The sequence below is a fragment of the Phyllobacterium myrsinacearum genome, from assembly GCF_014138285.1.
Classification (GTDB): domain Bacteria; phylum Pseudomonadota; class Alphaproteobacteria; order Rhizobiales; family Rhizobiaceae; genus Phyllobacterium; species Phyllobacterium myrsinacearum_A.
Genome location: NZ_JACGXN010000006.1, coordinates 161,043 through 177,134, shown reverse-complemented (window position 1 = coordinate 177,134; position 16,092 = coordinate 161,043). Strand labels below are relative to the sequence as shown.

Genomic DNA, 16,092 nt, shown 5'->3' with positions numbered 1-16,092 from the left:
TGTCAATAATTAATCCATATATAAATACTGCAAATGGGTACCCTGCGGAGCTGAAGACTCTCATTGCAAGCACACCGTTCCTGCAGGAAAAATAGCTCGCTCCTATTTGCGCGCAGTGCGGTCAGCATTGTTTGGTGATCTGTCTCTCGTGGAGAATTGCGGAACATTGGAACGGCGGGGGACAGCAAAAACATGAGCTGTAAGGATGACGCAGTGTTCAAGCGCTTGTGTCAGTTACACGCTACCAGTATTCGGTTGGTAGGCAGCTTTCTGAAATCCAATTCCTTATCGGCGGACTTCGTGGCAGGCTGAGGAGAAGATCGACAGACCTAGTTTTTGGGCAAGGACGGTACAATGACCACCGAAGCAGCAAGCAGTTCAAATCCCGCCCACTTCATCGCCGCTTTTGGTACGGGTGGCCTTCTAACCCTGATGGTGCATTTCAATGGTGAACTCGCACATTATGGCAATGCCCTGTTCGCATCCTGGACTGCTCATGGCACGGGCACCGTCGCGGCAATCATTCTTCTCTTAATCTTCTATCGCGGGCGCATCAGCAATCGAGTGAAAGCGTCCGGCGCACCGCTTTGGGCCTATCTCGGTGGATTGTCTGGCGCCGCCACGGTTATTCTAACGTCGACCACGGTGAACTCGCCCCTTGCGCTTTCAGGCACGTTGGCCCTCGGCTTGGCAGGCCAAGTCGTCTTTAGTGTCGCTGCCGACCGGTGGGGATTGTTCGGTCTTCCAAAACGGCGACCGGATGTACGCGACATGGCCGCGCTCGGCCTGGTCATTTCTGGAAGTGCTCTCATCATCCTGTTTGGCCGAGGCGGCGTATGACGCTGTTCATCCTTCTGGCTTGTCTTGCGGGGGTACTCGTTGGCGTAAGCCGTCAGCTCAACGGGCGGCTCAGCATGTCGACCTCGCCGCTTGTTGCATCATTCTGGAATCATGCCGTGGGCTTTGCAATTCTAACGGTCCTTGGTTTCTTTGTCGGCGGACTCCTTCCCTCCGGTGCTGGCAATGCGCCTTGGTACGCCTATCTTGGTGGACCGGTCGGCGTTATTTTCGTTGCTGCGGGCAGTTGGGCAATCTCACGCATAGGTGCGGTTAACACTGCGCTGCTCATCATCGGAGGACAGATGGTGTCAGGAGTCATACTTGATTTCCTGCAATCTGCTCCAGCTTCATTGTGGGCCAGTACTTTTGGAGTAGCCCTCATACTCGGCGGAATGACGATTAGCAGACGTCGGGGAAAGGGCGCCGGTACGCCGCAAAAGGCGGACGTCACATTAACTGAGTGAGGACGTCTCTCCATTGCATCACGCGGGCCATTTTTCATCGAGGGCCAAAAGTGTCATTGCATGGCACTGAAATCAACGTGCCGGAAGGGCCCTTCAGAGAAGGCAGATTAGGATAGCTGCACCAGCCGACCAGAACGCAAACGGACGCAAGCTGCAGCGCGCACAAGGATATCCCGTCACAAGCGGTGGACTTCTGCAACTCGATATGTTATTGTCGCTTTTAGAATACTAGGCCATGCGACTTACAGTCGGCCAAGTCCAATCCCTTTGGGCGTTTACGCTAAATCCCGCATTTTATGCTCGATTTATTCCTTAAAGCAGCGATTTTGAGCCGCTTACGTTCTATTTGTGTGACATACACAACTGGATTTCAAGCGGATCGTTTTTGCGAGCCAAACGAAGGAGATTTTCAACTGCAGTCGCACGTTGAACATTGCCCATGATATCAGATACAAGAATCGACGATAAAAACCTCTCCGCAAATGTCAAAATTCGCATCAAGAATGTCTTCAAAGTCTTTGGTAAAAAACCCGATAAGGCACTCGCCCTCTCGCGATCAGGCAAGCAGAAGGCAGACATATATGCCGAAACGGGCAGTACGATCGGTGTCAATGATGCCAGCCTCGAAATTCGTGAAGGTGAGATATTCGTCATCATGGGTCTGTCGGGCTCAGGTAAATCTACGCTGCTTCGCCTTCTCAATCGCCTGATCGAGCCATCTGCCGGCAGTATCGAGATCAATGGCACCGACATAACGAAAATGTCTAATCGCCAACTCATCGAATTGCGTCGGCGCGATATGAGTATGGTTTTCCAATCATTCGCGTTGCTGCCAAACCGCAATGTCATCAATAACGCTGCCTTTGGACTGGAGGTGGCCGGAGTTGGCGAGAGCGAGCGCAACGTCAAAGCTCTGGCTGCCCTTAAGGCGGTCGGGCTCGAAGCCTATGCTACAAGCAGCCCCGATGAACTATCGGGCGGCATGAAACAACGTGTAGGTCTGGCAAGGGCGCTAGCGAGTGAACCGACCATCCTTCTGATGGATGAAGCCTTCTCGGCATTGGATCCGCTGATCCGGACCGAAATGCAGGACGAACTTATACGTCTTCAGGCTGAACACAGCCGAACCATAGTGTTCGTGAGCCACGACCTGGATGAAGCCATTCGTATCGGCGACCGGGTTTGCATCATGCAAAATGGCCGGATTATCCAGATTGGCACCCCTGATGAGATTATCCTTAGACCCGCCAATGACTATGTTCGCTCCTTCTTTCGCAATGTGGACGTTTCGCACGTATTCAAGGCGCGCGATGTTGCTCGTAACAATCAGATCACAATCTTTGACAGACAAGGAGTGGCTGCGCCTGTTGCGCTCGGTCGCATGCAACAGGACGATCGTGATGTGGCAATCATCATAGGTACTCGAAAGGAATATTTGGGCATGATCAGCCTGGAATCTCTGCTCGATAAGGTGAATGCCGGTGACGCCGATCCTTATCGCAGCGCATTCCTGCGGAACATTGATCCAATCCTTGCCAATGAGTCGCTGTCTGATGTGATGGGCCGGGTGGCTGACAGCCGTTGGCCCGTCCCTGTGATCGACGAACAGAAGAGATATGTCGGATCGATCAGCAAATCCTCCCTCCTTGAAGTGCTTGATCGCGCGCATTAAAATTGGATATTCTCATGTCTTTCGACTTTAGCGTCGGCCGAGGCGCCGATACCACCGTCAATTTTATTCTGGACCATTTTACACCCGCTCTCGACACGATTGCGATGATTATCGGCATTGTTACCGATGGCATTGAGGGTGGGTTACTTTTCATCCCGCAGCCGGCCGGAATTGCGTTACTGGCTGTCGTTGCACTGTGGCGCGTTGGTTTAAGCTTTGCTGTGTTCACGGTGCTCTCCCTCTGGCTCGTTGGCCACATGGGACTTTGGCCAAGCATGATAGAAACATTAGCGCTGGTGATTGCGGCAACCCTGATTGCTGTTCTTATCGGAATTCCCACCGGCATAGCCATGGCGAGAAACGACACTGTGGCTTCAACGGTGCGCCCTGTGCTCGATCTGATGCAGACAATGCCAGCCTTCGTGTATCTCATTCCCGCAGCGATGTTCTTTGGGCTCGGAGCAGTGCCAGGCACAATTGCCACGGTCATCTTTTCCATGCCCCCGGTCGTGCGCCTTACCAATCTTGGTATTCGACAAGTTCATAGTGAATTTGTCGAAGCTGGCCTGGCGTTTGGCTGTACGCGGATGCAGTTATTGACCAAGGTACAGGTTCCCAATGCCATGCCCTCGATAATGGCGGGTATTAATCAGACAATCATGCTCTCACTTTCAATGGTTGTCATCGCGTCCATGATCGGCGCCGGCGGTCTGGGTAATACCGTACTAACGGGCATCCAGAGACTGGACATCGGCACCGGATTTGAAGGCGGACTGGCGGTCGTTATCCTAGCTGTCATCCTGGATCGCATAACCCAGAGTTTTGGCAAGAAACGCCCCAAGCTGTTTGGCTTCCCAGCATTCAGCAAGAGGTCGCGCAAGGGCATACAATCATCCTTTGAGCCCCTTGTGCAAAATCAAAAATAGGGCCGCTCCTGGCCATATTCACTAAAACAATAAGGAGAACCTATGTTCCGCAAAATAGTATCAATAGGATTGGCTGCCATCCTTGCAGCGTCGCTTTCGACGGTAGCTTTTGCCAATGAGCAGGCCAAGCCGGTCAAGCTCGGCTGGGCCGCCTGGTCCGACGCAGAGTTTGTCACAAAGCTCGCAGCAAAACTTATAGAGGATAAGCTTGGCCGCAAGGTCGATCTGGTACAGACTGACGTCGCCCCACTTTATCAGGGTGTTGCTCGCGGTGATCTGGACGCGATGATGATGGCCTGGCTGCCTGAAACCCATGCGGATTATTATGCGCGGGTGAAAGATAAGGTCGAGACTCTGGGAACAGTATATACGGGTGCCAAGCTCGGATGGGTCGTGCCAACCTATATTCCCGCAGATGCAATAAGCACCATCGAAGATCTCAAGAAACCCGATGTAATGAAAAAGCTTGGTGGCACCATTCAAGGAATCGATCCTGGCGCGGGTCTTACCCGATTGTCCGAAAAAGCCGTTAAAGACTATGGCTTGGACTACAAGCTGCAGATCTCCAGTGAAGCAGGAATGCTGACATCGGTTGAAAGAGCAACGCGATCACAAAAGTGGTTTGTTGCTACGTCGTGGAGTCCTCATTGGATGTTCGGCAAGTATAACCTGCGTTATCTTGAAGACACCAAGGGATCACTGGGCGAGGCGGAGCATGTCGATGTCATCGGCCGCAAGGGGCTGAAGGAAGACGATCCGAAAGTGGCCAAGTTCCTGTCGCGCATAAACCTGCCTATCAACGACCTGGAAGCTGCAATGTTTGAAGCCCAGGAAACATCCTATGACGCAGCTGTCGACAAATACATCACTGATCATCCAGAGCAGGTGAAAGCCTGGCTCGACGGATCGAATTAATATCTTACACAGACCGAGCCAACGGCGTGGCAATCCCCAACGATCTGTTTCGTGCTGAGTGCTGCTTACGTGCACTCGCACGAACACGTGAAGGAAAAGGGTATTCCTCACGAAACCAGGAGGCATCAATGTTTCACCAAACTTCGGGCAACGACTTTACTCAAGATGACACATTGGGCGGGCGTATCTCGCTCGCTCGTGAATATATGCAAATATCATCCGCACAAGCGGCCAGCCAGTTGGGCGTTGCAACGTCAACTTGGAAATCCTGGGAACGCGATCGAGCTGCTCCGCGTTCGAACCGCCTTGCAATGATGGCAGGAATTCTGGCGGTTACTCCGGTCTGGCTTTTGACCGGTATGGGCTCGGGACCGAATGAAAGTGTTGGGGAAGACCGCGCCGTCATATTGCAAAGATTGCAGTCCGCGACGGCCACGGCATCCACAGCACAGCAGCGTGTGCAGCAGCTCGCACGCCAACTCGAGATGCTGGGATGAGTGCGCACCAACACTGAACTTGGATGCCCTTTAAAACAACCCAGTCAACCAACCGGTGGAATCCGGTTCAAACTTGATTTCCCGGCAGCAAATGGCTTCGCAAGACGCCGATATGCCGATTTCCATCTTGAAATCGCGCAGAATGTAGTATATTTATCTAGAAATATACTACACGGAGTCACTCATGCGAATGTCCTACATGTCCAGTGCATCCTTCAATCAGAATCCGAGTCGAGCAAAGAAGGAAGCCAACGAGGGGCCCGTGGTAATAACCGACCATGGGCAGGAAAGTTACGTGCTCGTGCGTTACGCTGAATTTGAAGCGCACTGGAAGAAACCGAAGAGTCTTTTCGAGGCTCTGCGAGATCCAAGCCCAATCAGCGATAAAGAATTTGATCCCGCCCGTGTGGACCTCGATGGCCGGGATGTTGAATTCTAATGCCCTTTTTACTGGATACAAACGTCATATCTGCCGCGAGAAGACCAGAAAAACAGAGTGAGGCGTTTCAGCATTTTATGCGGGAATTCGACGTAGAAGATGCGGCCCTTTCGTCGGTTACAATCATGGAAATCAAATTCGGCATCCAGCGTGAGCAAAAAAAGGACCCAATTTTTGCATCCGATCTGGAAAAATGGCTGAGCGAAATCGTTCTAACCAGCTTCACAGGCCGTATTATTCCGTTCGATCTTGATATTGCAATTCGCGCAGGCATGCTCCCCACTTCGGACAGGCGCCCATCCGCAGATGCAATGATTGCTGCGACTGCATTGGAACATGGCCTGCAGGTCGTCACACGCAATGTCGCTCATTTCGAACCGCTTGGTGTCGCGTGCGTTGATCCTTGGCAATATTCGCCAAGTGCATCTCGCTGATGCGATCTTTCTCCCGGTGCCCAACCGGTGATACTGCCGCCCGCTCGCAATATGCGGGTAGCAAAGGGTATCGTTGAATCGTTCAATGTCTGCCTCTACGATTGGGCATGGAATTTCCGCCTCGCGGCGATCGGCCTTGCTCAGGCGTATTCTCACGGTTTTCCTCCCGCAATTTCTGCCAGCGAGCCAGTCGTTCAGGATCCAGCGAACCTGCAGCCACTGCGGCTTGTACTGCGCAGCCCGGTTCATGGGCATGGGTGCAATCGCGAAACCTGCAAAGAGGCGCAAGTTCCGTAATTTCCGCGAACAGCATATCGATACCATACCCCGCATCACTGACCTGCATCGTGCGGATTCCTGGCGTATCAATTACCCAGCCACCGCCTGAAACAGCATGCAGAGACCGTGAGGTGGTGGTGTGACGACCCTTGGCATCGTGTTCGCGGATGGCACCTGTCAGCTGGGGCAATACCTGATCGGGACCAGCCAGCGTGTTCACCAGCGTCGATTTTCCCACACCCGATGAACCGACCAGCGCCACAGTTTGCCCCGCTGCACACCAGGGAGCCAATGCGATTGCAGCATCAGCAGAACGGGCGTTAAGGGCAACGACGTCCAACCCGCGTTGTAACGCTGCGGCTTGACGTTCGTATTCCCCGGCATCTGACGTGGTGTCAGCCTTGGTCAGGACGATGACCGGATTGGTTCCGGCTTCATTTGCCAAGGCGAGATATCGTTCCAGCCGGGCAGAGTTAAAATCGGCGTTGCAAGACGCGACGATAAACAGAGTATCGACATTGGCAGCCGCAAGTTGATTGACACCATTCCCCGCCCTGCGGCGCGACAGCAATGTTTTACGGTTCAGACGGCGTTGCAACAAATGAGTGTCAGCATGGGCCAGCACCCAATCCCCCACAGCAAAATCGGCAGTATTGGTCTCAGTCGAAAGAGTCAATCTGACCTCGCCTGCTTGAGAGATCGCAGCCAGGCGCGCGCGATGAACCATGGAAATGCGCATTGGGACGAGATCGAAATCCTCAGATTCAAGCTGATCGCCAAAAAACTCGGACCATCCCAGACTTTCAAGAGTGGCAGCGTGATCTGTCACGGTTCTGCCCGATGATACGGCGTCGCATACATAGACACTATCCTTCAAATGAGGTGACTTTGACGACAATCAACCCAAGCACACGCCCTGATCGAAGTTAGCTTGCCTGCTCTGCCGCGTTGCACCTCCCAGGCAGCTATAAAGCGGCGCGGTGGGATTTAGCAAGATCGGCAAGTTTCTCGAACAGAACGACAAGATCCAGGACGTATAAACCAGATGGATTTTTGTTAATGAATATCGCACCTGCACTGCCGTTACCATATTATTCGACAGCGCAAGCCCCGCCACGCCATTAATGTTCGAAGGCCATTTGACAACTGCCGCATCGCCGCTGTCAAAGGTAATGGTTACCCAAGCCGACAAAGCCTAATTCTTGCGGGTAGTGAAGCTTTCCCGAACCTTTTCCAGCCAGCCCAAGACAGTGCCGAGCGCCTGGTTGCCCTTGCCGAGAAGACCCGTTAACTCGCCTTCGGCAGCGTCACGCTTGGCGGAATCGGGTTCAGGCAGCGGCGGCAGGATGTGAGCATAATAGGTCTTGTCCAACAGCCGATGCAGCAGGCGTTCACCGGGAAAAGGCTCCCCATTGTTCAACGCGCGGGCAGCCTTTAAAAGTGAGCGGATATCATACTGCGTCGGGCTGATGTCCGGTACCTGCTTGGGTAGATTCAGAAGCGTATATACGGCGATCCGTGCGGTACGGATCGAACTGTCCATCGTGAAGATGATATCATTCGACGTCTCGACGAACTGGCCCATCAGGCCAAGGTTGGTACAGCCCGCAGGCACAACATGCGGCCGATCTCCCGCCGCACGCGGCATGAACTGCGCAGTGATATAGGGCATCAGCGCTAGGCGCACCTTCGTGTTTGCCGCCACGGCATCCAGTTGATCCTCGATGCCGAGATGATAGCAAAGCTCAGCCAGAATCTCACGCCCGGTACAGGCCGGCATCGGCTTTTTGACGAAGTTGCCGTCCTTGTCCATCAGCAGGGCATAGACCCAGATCACTAAAACATCCTTGGGTTGGGTCGGGAAGTGTGGCTGACGGTTGCAGGTAAAGCTAAGCACCCAATTCGAGTCGGTAAAGGTAATGATCCCGCCCGTCACCGTTTTGCCCGAATAGGGATCGTTCACTGAAAGCTCTTTCAGCTTCTCGACAAAGGGGGATGGTTTGCAGGTGAGTGTCACCGATTCCCACATCGAGCCATCGACATTGCCATAGAATTTCTCGGGCTGACCGAAGATGGGTGATTTCTTCGCCAGGTTCTTCCACAGCGCCCAGTCACTGGCTTGGCCCGGGTCATGTTTACCACGGTCGAGTACCGGGGCATTGTCCATGTCGCCATAGGCGGTGCCCTCGGTCATCGACCCCGTCAATGCAAAGACCAGATCCTTCGGACCAACGGCAATGGTCGTATCGGCGCCACCCACGTTTGCCCGGATAGCCGCAACCGTGCGGGCTTCACCCTCGATGGTCATTTCAAGATCATAGGCACGCGTATCGAACTGCACTTTCACACCGCGTTCCCGCAGATGCGTCACCAGAGGACGAACAAAGCTGTCGAACTGATTGTACTTCGGGAAGATCAGCGCCGACATGTCAGTCAGCCCGTCGATAGCATCGAGGAACCGGTGCATGTAAAGCTTCATTTCAAGAAGGCTCTGCCAATTTTCGAACGCGAACATGGAGCGCCAGAGATACCAGAAATTGGTTTCAAGGAAGTCCGCGCTGAAATATTGTTCGATGGTGACATCGTCGAGATCTTCCTTACGCTTCAGCAGCAGGCGGATCAGTTCCCACTGTTGCGACTTGGAAAGACCCAATGTTGAAAAATCACGAATCTGACCCCGCTTGTGCATGAGCCGCGCTTTTGAGAAGTTGGGGTCATTGTCGTTGACCAGCCGGTATTCGTCGAGGACACTATAGCCCTCTGGCAATTCGAGCGCCTGCACGTCCCGGAACAGGTCCCACAGATTGTCATAGTTCCAGTTCATCTCGCGACCGCCACGGACAATATAGCCGTCCTCGGGATTGCCCGCACCGTCGAGCGAGCCCCCTTCGATCCGCATCGTATCCAAGATGGTGATGTCCTCGCCCGCCATACCGCCATCGCGGATCATGTAAAAGGCCGCGGCAAGACCCGCGATACCGCTGCCGATGATCCACGCCTTGCGGCGCTCAACCGGCCCGGTCAGAACCGGACGGTTGCGCATATAAGCGCCCATCATATCGGGAGGCGGCAGGCTATTGCCGGCACTGTTGTGCCAATAGGCGGCAGTGGTGTCGTTCTCGACCTTGAATGGCTTGCTGGATTTTCTGGCGGTAGGGTTTGAGTTGGTCATGGTACCTCTCTCCGGACCGAGTTGAATCTTAGCCTGATCGCTTTGCAGCCTGTCCCAAATCATACGTCATGACAAGTCGGCTGGTCAGAGTTGAAAGGCGGTCATTCTCATCCTTATGAAGTCAGCCAATCTGCGAAAAAGACGCCCAACAGACTTTATGGAATTCGGGCGGAAGTGCATTTCCAGCTCGGATGACAGAGATACGGATTCATTTAGCGTTGCAATCATTTTGGCATTTTGATCTTTTGTTCGGATAATGCCGGTCATTCTGGCGGAAGAAGCACGTGCCGGGCTCGACAGGTGGTGTGAAGCAAAATATCTATAAATCATGACCGCAGCCAATGAAGACACGATCGCCACCCGTATTAGCCGTATCCTTGCGGACAGAATTGTAACGGGTCAGCTGGAACCGGGTGTCAAGCTGCGGCAAGATCACGTTGCAGAGGAGTTCGGGACCAGTCACGTTCCGGTCAGGGAGGCGTTCCGCAAGCTGGAGGCGCAGGGTCTGGCCGTCAGCGAGCCGCGCCGGGGCGTGCGCGTGGCTTCGTTTGACCTGAAGGAAGTTCGCGAAGTCGCACTGATGCGTGCAGAGCTGGAAGGGCTCGCACTTCGTCAAGCCGCCCAGCATCTGACATCCTCGATTCTCGAAGAAGCGGAGGAAGCTACGGTTGCCGGCGACAATTCCCGCGATGTGCGCTCCTGGGAAGAGGCAAACCGGCGGTTCCACCGACTGATCCTGACGCCGTGTGCAATGCCACGCCTTTTGGCCGCAATAGATGATCTGCATGCGGTGAGCGCGCGCTTCCTGTTTTCAGCATGGCGCTCGGAATGGGAAGTTCGGACCGATCACGATCATCGCGCCATTCTCGGATTCCTGCGGCAGGGGAATATTGATAACGCTGTCGCAGTGCTGGAACGGCACGTTCAGTGGATCGGCCAGAAACCGGTCAAGAGCCCCACAGGCTCGACACGGGATGTATTCGCCATTGTTGGCTGAATCAGATTCCATTTAAATCGAACCGCTCTGTCGGCGCAGCATAAGCCTGCAACTTATTTCTCCTCGAACAGATCCCGTTGCTTGTCCAAGTTGCACTGCAGCGCCCGCTTGCTTTTTTGTGCAAGGTAAATAGAATTATAGATAATTTACGATTCTATCTATAATAAACGCAACGTGAAGCACGGGGAAGCGCGTTATGTCAGCATCTGTAATCCAGGAATCACAAGATTTATCCCTTGTCGACGCCTCGGCGGATCGGTGGAGTTTTGATGAGGCAAAAAAAATCTATAATTTGCCGTTCAATGATCTACTGTTTGAGGCGCAGACCGTGCACAGGGAAAGATTTAATCCCAACGCTGTTCAACTGAGCAAATTGCTCTCGATCAAAACCGGTGGATGCCCTGAAGATTGCGGCTATTGCAGTCAGTCGGCGCGTTCTCCGACCGGCCTCAAGGCCTCAAAGCTTCTTGAGGTTGAAAAGGTTGTCGCGGAAGCGCGCAAGGCGCGGGATGGCGGTGCAACACGTTACTGTATGGGTGCCGCATGGCGCAGCCCCAAAGATCGCGACATGGATATGGTTGTGGCCATGGTTGAAGGTGTCCGGAAATTGGGAATGGAAACTTGCATGACATTGGGCATGCTTTCCCCGGACCAGGCGATCAGACTCGCGGATGCAGGCCTCGACTACTACAATCACAACATCGATACATCGGAGCGATTCTATCGCGAGATCATCAGTACCCGCAGTTTTTCAGACCGTCTGGAAACGCTCGGCAATGTAAGGGATGCAGGGATAAAGGTCTGTGCCGGCGGTATCCTCGGCATGGGCGAGACTGTGGATGATCACATCTCGATGCTGGTCACTCTCGCCAACCTCCCGGTACAGCCGGAGAGTGTTCCGATCAATATGCTGATCCCGATCCCCGGTACAAGGCTGGCCAATGCTGCTCCAGTTGATCCCATCGCATTTGTGCGGGCTATCGCGCTCGCCCGCATTCTCATGCCCGGTACGTATGTTCGCCTTTCCGCCGGACGGACGGAAATGAGCGATGAGATGCAAGCCATGTGCTTCTTTGCCGGAGCAAACTCGATCTTTATTGGTGACACGCTTCTCACCGCAGAGAACCCCGGTGAAGACCATGATACGGGACTCTTCCGCCGATTGGGATTGAAAGCACTGCCACTCGGCGCTGTAGAATGACGCCGCATTGTCTTGCCCGCTATGACAGGCTGTTGACCGGTCTGGAGCGCAAGGGCCGATTGCGTGTTCTGGCGCAGCGCAAAGGCATTGATTTCACTTCGAATGACTATCTCGCATTTGCCGGCTCGCCGCGCATCGCGGCGGCTGTGGCTGCCGCAGCCGAGCGGGGTATACCTGTCGGCTCGGGCGGATCCCGGCTGCTTCGCGGCAATCACCCGGAGCATCAGGCGCTTGAAGACGAGGCGGCCACTTTCTTCGGCGTGGAGAGGATGCTCTATTTCGCAAGCGGCTATGCCGCCAACGCGGCGCTGTTTTCGACACTGCCTCAACGCGATGATCTCATCATTTACGATGCACTCATCCATGCCAGTGCCCGCGAAGGCATTACCGCCAGCCGTGCCAATGCGGTCGCGGCCATGCACAATGACACGGGGAGTGTCGAGGCAGCACTACGGATATGGCGGAAGGCAGGCGGCAAAGGGCACGGCTGGATAGCTGTCGAGAGCCTCTACTCCATGGATGGCGACCGGGCGCCACTGGCCGAACTGATCGCCCTTGCAGACAGATATGACAGTTTTCTGGTGATTGACGAGGCACATGCAACCGGTGTGTTCGGCAAAAGAGGACGTGGCCTTGCTGCCGGGTTGGAAGGGCGGGACAATGTCATTGTCCTGCATACCTGTGGCAAGGCACTTGGCGTTTCCGGCGCATTGGTAGGTGCTCGTGCCGCCATCTGCGATTATCTCGTCAATCGCGCCCGTGCCTTTATCTACTCGACTGCCCCGTCGCCGCTCATCGCGGCTGGCGTGCGCGAGGCGCTCAAAATGCTGGCCACCGAACCGCAGCGCCGGACGGATCTAAAAAAACGCCTGACGTTTGCCAATGCGCAGCTCGCTGCCACGCTCGGTACCCCGAGCAGCGGATCACAAATATTGCCCGTGATTATCGGCAGCAACATCAGCGCCACGCGTGTCGCGACCCGGATGCAGATATGTGGTTTCGACGTGCGCGCCATTCGCCCGCCAACGGTTCCCGAGGGGACTGCTCGTCTCCGCATCGCCATCACCCTGAATGTCAACGAAAGTGAGATCATGCGAATGCTGGATCATCTCAAAACCGTGCTGAGCGAGGAAACACTATGAGCGTGCGCTTCGTCGTGGCCGGCACGGATACGAATATCGGCAAGACGGTCTTTTCGGCGGCACTGACGGACGCGCTGGGTGCGTCCTACTGGAAGCCGGTGCAGGCGGGGCTGCAGGAGGAGACCGATAGCGAGGTTGTGGCGCGGCTTGGCGAACTACCCTCCAACAGGATTATTTCCGAAGCGTGGCGGCTGCAGACACCGGCATCGCCGCATCTTGCCGCCAGAATAGATAATGTCCGGATTTATCCGGAATTGCTGACCCCACCGTCAACCCGGTCCGCGCTTGTCATCGAGGGGGCCGGTGGCGTCATGGTTCCCTTGACGGAAACCGAAGTGTTTGCCGATGTTTTTTTCCGTTGGCAGATTCCTGTCATTCTGTGTGCCCGCACGGGATTGGGAACCATCAATCATACATTGCTGTCGCTGGAGGCCCTGCGCCAACGTGCGGTGCCGGTTTTCGGTGTTGTCTTCATCGGGGACGAAACGGAAGACACACAGAATATCATCGGATCGCTGGGAAAAGTCCGCTGCCTCGGCCGGTTGCCGATTCTCAATCCCTTGACGCCTGACGCGTTACGCGTGGCTTTCCGCGCTCATTTCAATATCGCGGATTTTCAGATGGTGATCCCATGACCGGTTCTTCAGTACAATCGCCAGTCTGGCATCCGTTTACCCAGCACGCACTCGAACCCGCAATGAAGCGGATCATCAGAACCGATGGGGCATGGCTTTTTGACGAGGCCGGTTCAGCCATTCTGGATGCGATTTCTTCCTGGTGGGTGATCACACACGGCCATCGGCACCCGCGCATAATGGAAGCGATCCGCAACGCGTGTGACGCCTATGATCAGATCATTTTCGCGGAGTTTACCCATGAGCCAGCAGAAGAGCTTGCAAGGGGCTTGCTTGCGATTGCCCCTGCCGGGCTTGCCCATGTGTTTTATTCAGACAGCGGTTCGACCTGTGTGGAAGTAGCACTCAAGATGGCCCTCGGCTTCTTTCACAATTCGGGTGCACCGCGCTCGCGTATTGTCGTTATGGAGCACAGCTATCACGGCGACACGGTCGGTACCATGTCGGCCGGAGCGCGCGGTGTGTTCAATGCCGCCTATGAGTCGTTGCTTTTCAGTGTGGACCGGTTGCCATTTCCCGAGCCCGGACAGGAGCAGAATACACTCGATGCCTTTGAAGCATTGTGCCGCAGCGGCCAAGTTGCTGCATTGCTGATTGAACCGCTGGTATTGGGGGCCGGAGGCATGCGGATGTATCCGGCATCCGTGCTGGCTGAATTGAAACGGATTGCCGGGCAGCATCACACCCTGCTGATTGCCGACGAGGTGATGACCGGCTGGGGGCGAACGGGGACACTTTTTGCATGTAACCAGGGTGATGTGATGCCGGATATTTTGTGCACTTCAAAAGGCTTGACCGGCGGAGCTTTGCCGCTGGCAGCAACCCTGTGTTCCCCGGAAATCTTTGATGCGCATCTGTCCACAGATCGAAGCAGAACGTTTTTTCATTCGAGCTCCTATACCGCCAATCCGATTGCGTGTGCGGCGGGTCTGGCCAATCTTGCCGTGTGGAAAGACGAACCGGTTCTGGACCGAATTCAGTCCCTGCAAACCCTGCACCAGCAAAGACTGAAGCGTTTCGCGGAAGATCCGCGATTCAGCAATGTACGTCAGGCCGGAACGATCGCAGCATTGGACCTTAATGTTCCAGCGTCCGGTTATCTCTCAAATGTCGGGCCGAAACTGCGTGCGTTCTTCCGTTCGCGGAATCTGCTGATCCGCCCGTTGGGCAACGTCATTTATCTCATGACGCCTTACTGCATCGACGAGGCGGGTCTCGATTGTGCCTATAACGGCATCGATGAGGCAGCGGATATATTCGCTGGCACCCGATGAGCCAGGCAGTCTCAAGCCGTATTGCCGGATTTGGTCACTACGTGCCTTTCCGGCGCGTGGAGAACGCGGTGATAGAAGACAGACTTGGTCTGGAGGCCGGTTGGATCGAGCGAAGAACCGGTATCCGTGCGAGGCACTGGGCAGAGGATGGTGAACTGCTAACGGACATCGCGGCAAAGGCAGGGCAGTCAGCGATTGATCGCGCCAGTTTGCAACCGGCTGACATCGCGTTGACTCTCCTTGCCACATCGACGCCGGACCATCTGTTGCCACCGTCAGCTCCGTTACTCGCCCATCGCCTCAATCTTATCAATTCAGGTGCCGTTGATCTTGCAGGTGCATGCTCGGGCTTTCTCTATGCACTGACGCTCGCAGATGGTTTCGTGCGCACGCACAAGCGGCCCGTTCTTGTCATTGCCGCCAACATTCTGAGCCGACGTATCAACCCGGCCGAACGTGCAAGTGCGGTGCTTTTTGCGGATGCTGCCGGTGCTGTCGTTCTGGTTCCATCCAATGACATAGGCAAGGGTCTGCTTGGTATGGATTTGGCTTCGGATGGTAGTCACTACGATTTGATTTCCATCCCCGCCGGCGGTTCGAAGAGGCCGTTTTCGCCGCATATGGCGCACGACGAAAGCCTGATGACCATGCATAACGGCAAGGAAATGTTCGCGCAGGCGGTACAGATGATGACCGGTTGTGCTGAACGGGCGATGGCGAATGCCGAACTCTATCCGGCTGATATAGACAGGTTCGTGCCGCATCAGGCCAATACGCGTATTTTTGATGTCGTCAGTGAAAAGCTTGGCATCGAATCTTGCCGAACAGTGCGCACCATCACCGAGTACGGAAATTCATCAGCAGCGACAATTCCACTTTCTCTGTCGATTGCAAATGGGGATCGCCCCTTCATATCCGGGGAAAAACTACTCCTGACCGCAGCTGGCGCTGGATTAACGGGCGGTGCCGTTGTTTGGGGTGTTTAGAGGGTGATGAAAACATAACTACAGATCAAACAGAGCCCTCACATAAATGCCAACCCGCCATGTTCTCGGTGATGTCCAGAGTTCGGATTAACCTAGCAAACGCTACGGCAACGCTCAAGGCAGACATCGAGCACTTCACTCGGGTCACGCTTCCACCAATCATCAACGGAATCCCCAACGATCACAAGGCAGGATCGATTTCCGCCGCAAGCTGGGTGT

General features: G+C 54.7%; 16 protein-coding genes. 14 read left to right on the top strand and 2 right to left on the bottom strand.

Features of this window, described 5'->3' with window-relative positions:
* Positions 1-354: 354 nt before the first annotated feature.
* The 8 genes from FHW16_RS18400 to FHW16_RS18365 all read left to right on the top strand — a co-directional run bounded on the left by FHW16_RS18400 (position 355) and on the right by FHW16_RS18365 (position 6,187).
* Entirely contained in the window at positions 355-840 is a 486-nt protein-coding gene (locus FHW16_RS18400) for a DMT family transporter (protein WP_182550727.1), read from the top strand.
* Complete coding sequence (locus FHW16_RS18395) at positions 837-1,304, top strand: DMT family transporter (protein WP_182550726.1); 468 nt, start codon at positions 837-839, stop codon at positions 1,302-1,304. The genes FHW16_RS18400 and FHW16_RS18395 overlap by 4 nt, the downstream gene beginning before the upstream one ends.
* A 439-nt stretch (positions 1,305-1,743) precedes the next feature.
* Positions 1,744-2,976, top strand: coding sequence for a glycine betaine/L-proline ABC transporter ATP-binding protein ProV (gene proV / locus FHW16_RS18390; protein ID WP_182550725.1), 1,233 nt, complete (start codon positions 1,744-1,746; stop codon positions 2,974-2,976).
* A gap of 14 nt (positions 2,977-2,990) precedes the next feature.
* Positions 2,991-3,902: an ABC transporter permease gene (locus FHW16_RS18385; protein ID WP_182550856.1), complete on the top strand. Its 912-nt coding sequence runs from the start codon at positions 2,991-2,993 to the stop codon at positions 3,900-3,902.
* Between the two features lie 42 nt (positions 3,903-3,944).
* Positions 3,945-4,817, top strand: coding sequence for a glycine betaine ABC transporter substrate-binding protein (locus tag FHW16_RS18380; protein ID WP_182550724.1), 873 nt, complete (start codon positions 3,945-3,947; stop codon positions 4,815-4,817).
* A 128-nt stretch (positions 4,818-4,945) separates the two neighbouring features.
* Complete coding sequence (locus tag FHW16_RS18375) at positions 4,946-5,314, top strand: transcriptional regulator (protein ID WP_182550723.1); 369 nt, start codon at positions 4,946-4,948, stop codon at positions 5,312-5,314.
* Positions 5,315-5,504: 190 nt separating this feature from the next.
* Positions 5,505-5,753: a type II toxin-antitoxin system Phd/YefM family antitoxin gene (locus FHW16_RS18370; protein ID WP_246711837.1), complete on the top strand. Its 249-nt coding sequence runs from the start codon at positions 5,505-5,507 to the stop codon at positions 5,751-5,753.
* Positions 5,753-6,187, top strand: coding sequence for a type II toxin-antitoxin system VapC family toxin (locus FHW16_RS18365; RefSeq protein ID WP_182550721.1), 435 nt, complete (start codon positions 5,753-5,755; stop codon positions 6,185-6,187). Before FHW16_RS18370 ends, FHW16_RS18365 begins: the two co-directional genes overlap by 1 nt.
* Before the next feature lie 82 nt (positions 6,188-6,269).
* Here the strand turns inward: FHW16_RS18365 and rsgA are convergent, their stop codons facing one another.
* Together rsgA and FHW16_RS18355 are read right to left on the bottom strand one after the other, a co-directional pair.
* Positions 6,270-7,295 (bottom strand): ribosome small subunit-dependent GTPase A, encoded by a 1,026-nt coding sequence (gene rsgA / locus FHW16_RS18360; RefSeq protein WP_348643904.1) that lies wholly within the window; start codon positions 7,293-7,295, stop codon positions 6,270-6,272.
* A gap of 366 nt (positions 7,296-7,661) precedes the next feature.
* Positions 7,662-9,638, bottom strand: a complete 1,977-nt coding sequence (locus tag FHW16_RS18355; RefSeq protein WP_182550720.1) for an oleate hydratase — start codon at positions 9,636-9,638, stop codon at positions 7,662-7,664.
* A 328-nt stretch (positions 9,639-9,966) separates the two neighbouring features.
* Between FHW16_RS18355 and FHW16_RS18350 the strand changes: the two genes are divergently transcribed.
* The 6 genes from FHW16_RS18350 (at position 9,967) to FHW16_RS18325 (ending at position 15,873) form a co-directional block, all read left to right on the top strand.
* Positions 9,967-10,635, top strand: a complete 669-nt coding sequence (locus FHW16_RS18350; RefSeq protein ID WP_182550719.1) for a GntR family transcriptional regulator — start codon at positions 9,967-9,969, stop codon at positions 10,633-10,635.
* A 196-nt stretch (positions 10,636-10,831) separates the two neighbouring features.
* A complete protein-coding gene (gene bioB / locus FHW16_RS18345) occupies positions 10,832-11,836 on the top strand; it encodes a biotin synthase BioB (protein ID WP_182550718.1) in 1,005 nt (334 codons plus the stop codon).
* Complete coding sequence (locus FHW16_RS18340) at positions 11,833-12,978, top strand: 8-amino-7-oxononanoate synthase (RefSeq protein WP_182550717.1); 1,146 nt, start codon at positions 11,833-11,835, stop codon at positions 12,976-12,978. The genes bioB and FHW16_RS18340 overlap by 4 nt, the downstream gene beginning before the upstream one ends.
* Positions 12,975-13,613 (top strand): dethiobiotin synthase, encoded by a 639-nt coding sequence (gene bioD / locus FHW16_RS18335; protein WP_182550716.1) that lies wholly within the window; start codon positions 12,975-12,977, stop codon positions 13,611-13,613. Before FHW16_RS18340 ends, bioD begins: the two co-directional genes overlap by 4 nt.
* On the top strand, positions 13,610-14,887 hold the full coding sequence (locus FHW16_RS18330) for an adenosylmethionine--8-amino-7-oxononanoate transaminase (protein WP_182550715.1): 1,278 nt from the start codon (positions 13,610-13,612) through the stop codon (positions 14,885-14,887). The genes bioD and FHW16_RS18330 overlap by 4 nt, the downstream gene beginning before the upstream one ends.
* Positions 14,884-15,873: a beta-ketoacyl-ACP synthase III gene (locus tag FHW16_RS18325; RefSeq protein WP_182550714.1), complete on the top strand. Its 990-nt coding sequence runs from the start codon at positions 14,884-14,886 to the stop codon at positions 15,871-15,873. The genes FHW16_RS18330 and FHW16_RS18325 overlap by 4 nt, the downstream gene beginning before the upstream one ends.
* Positions 15,874-16,092: the final 219 nt, after the last annotated feature.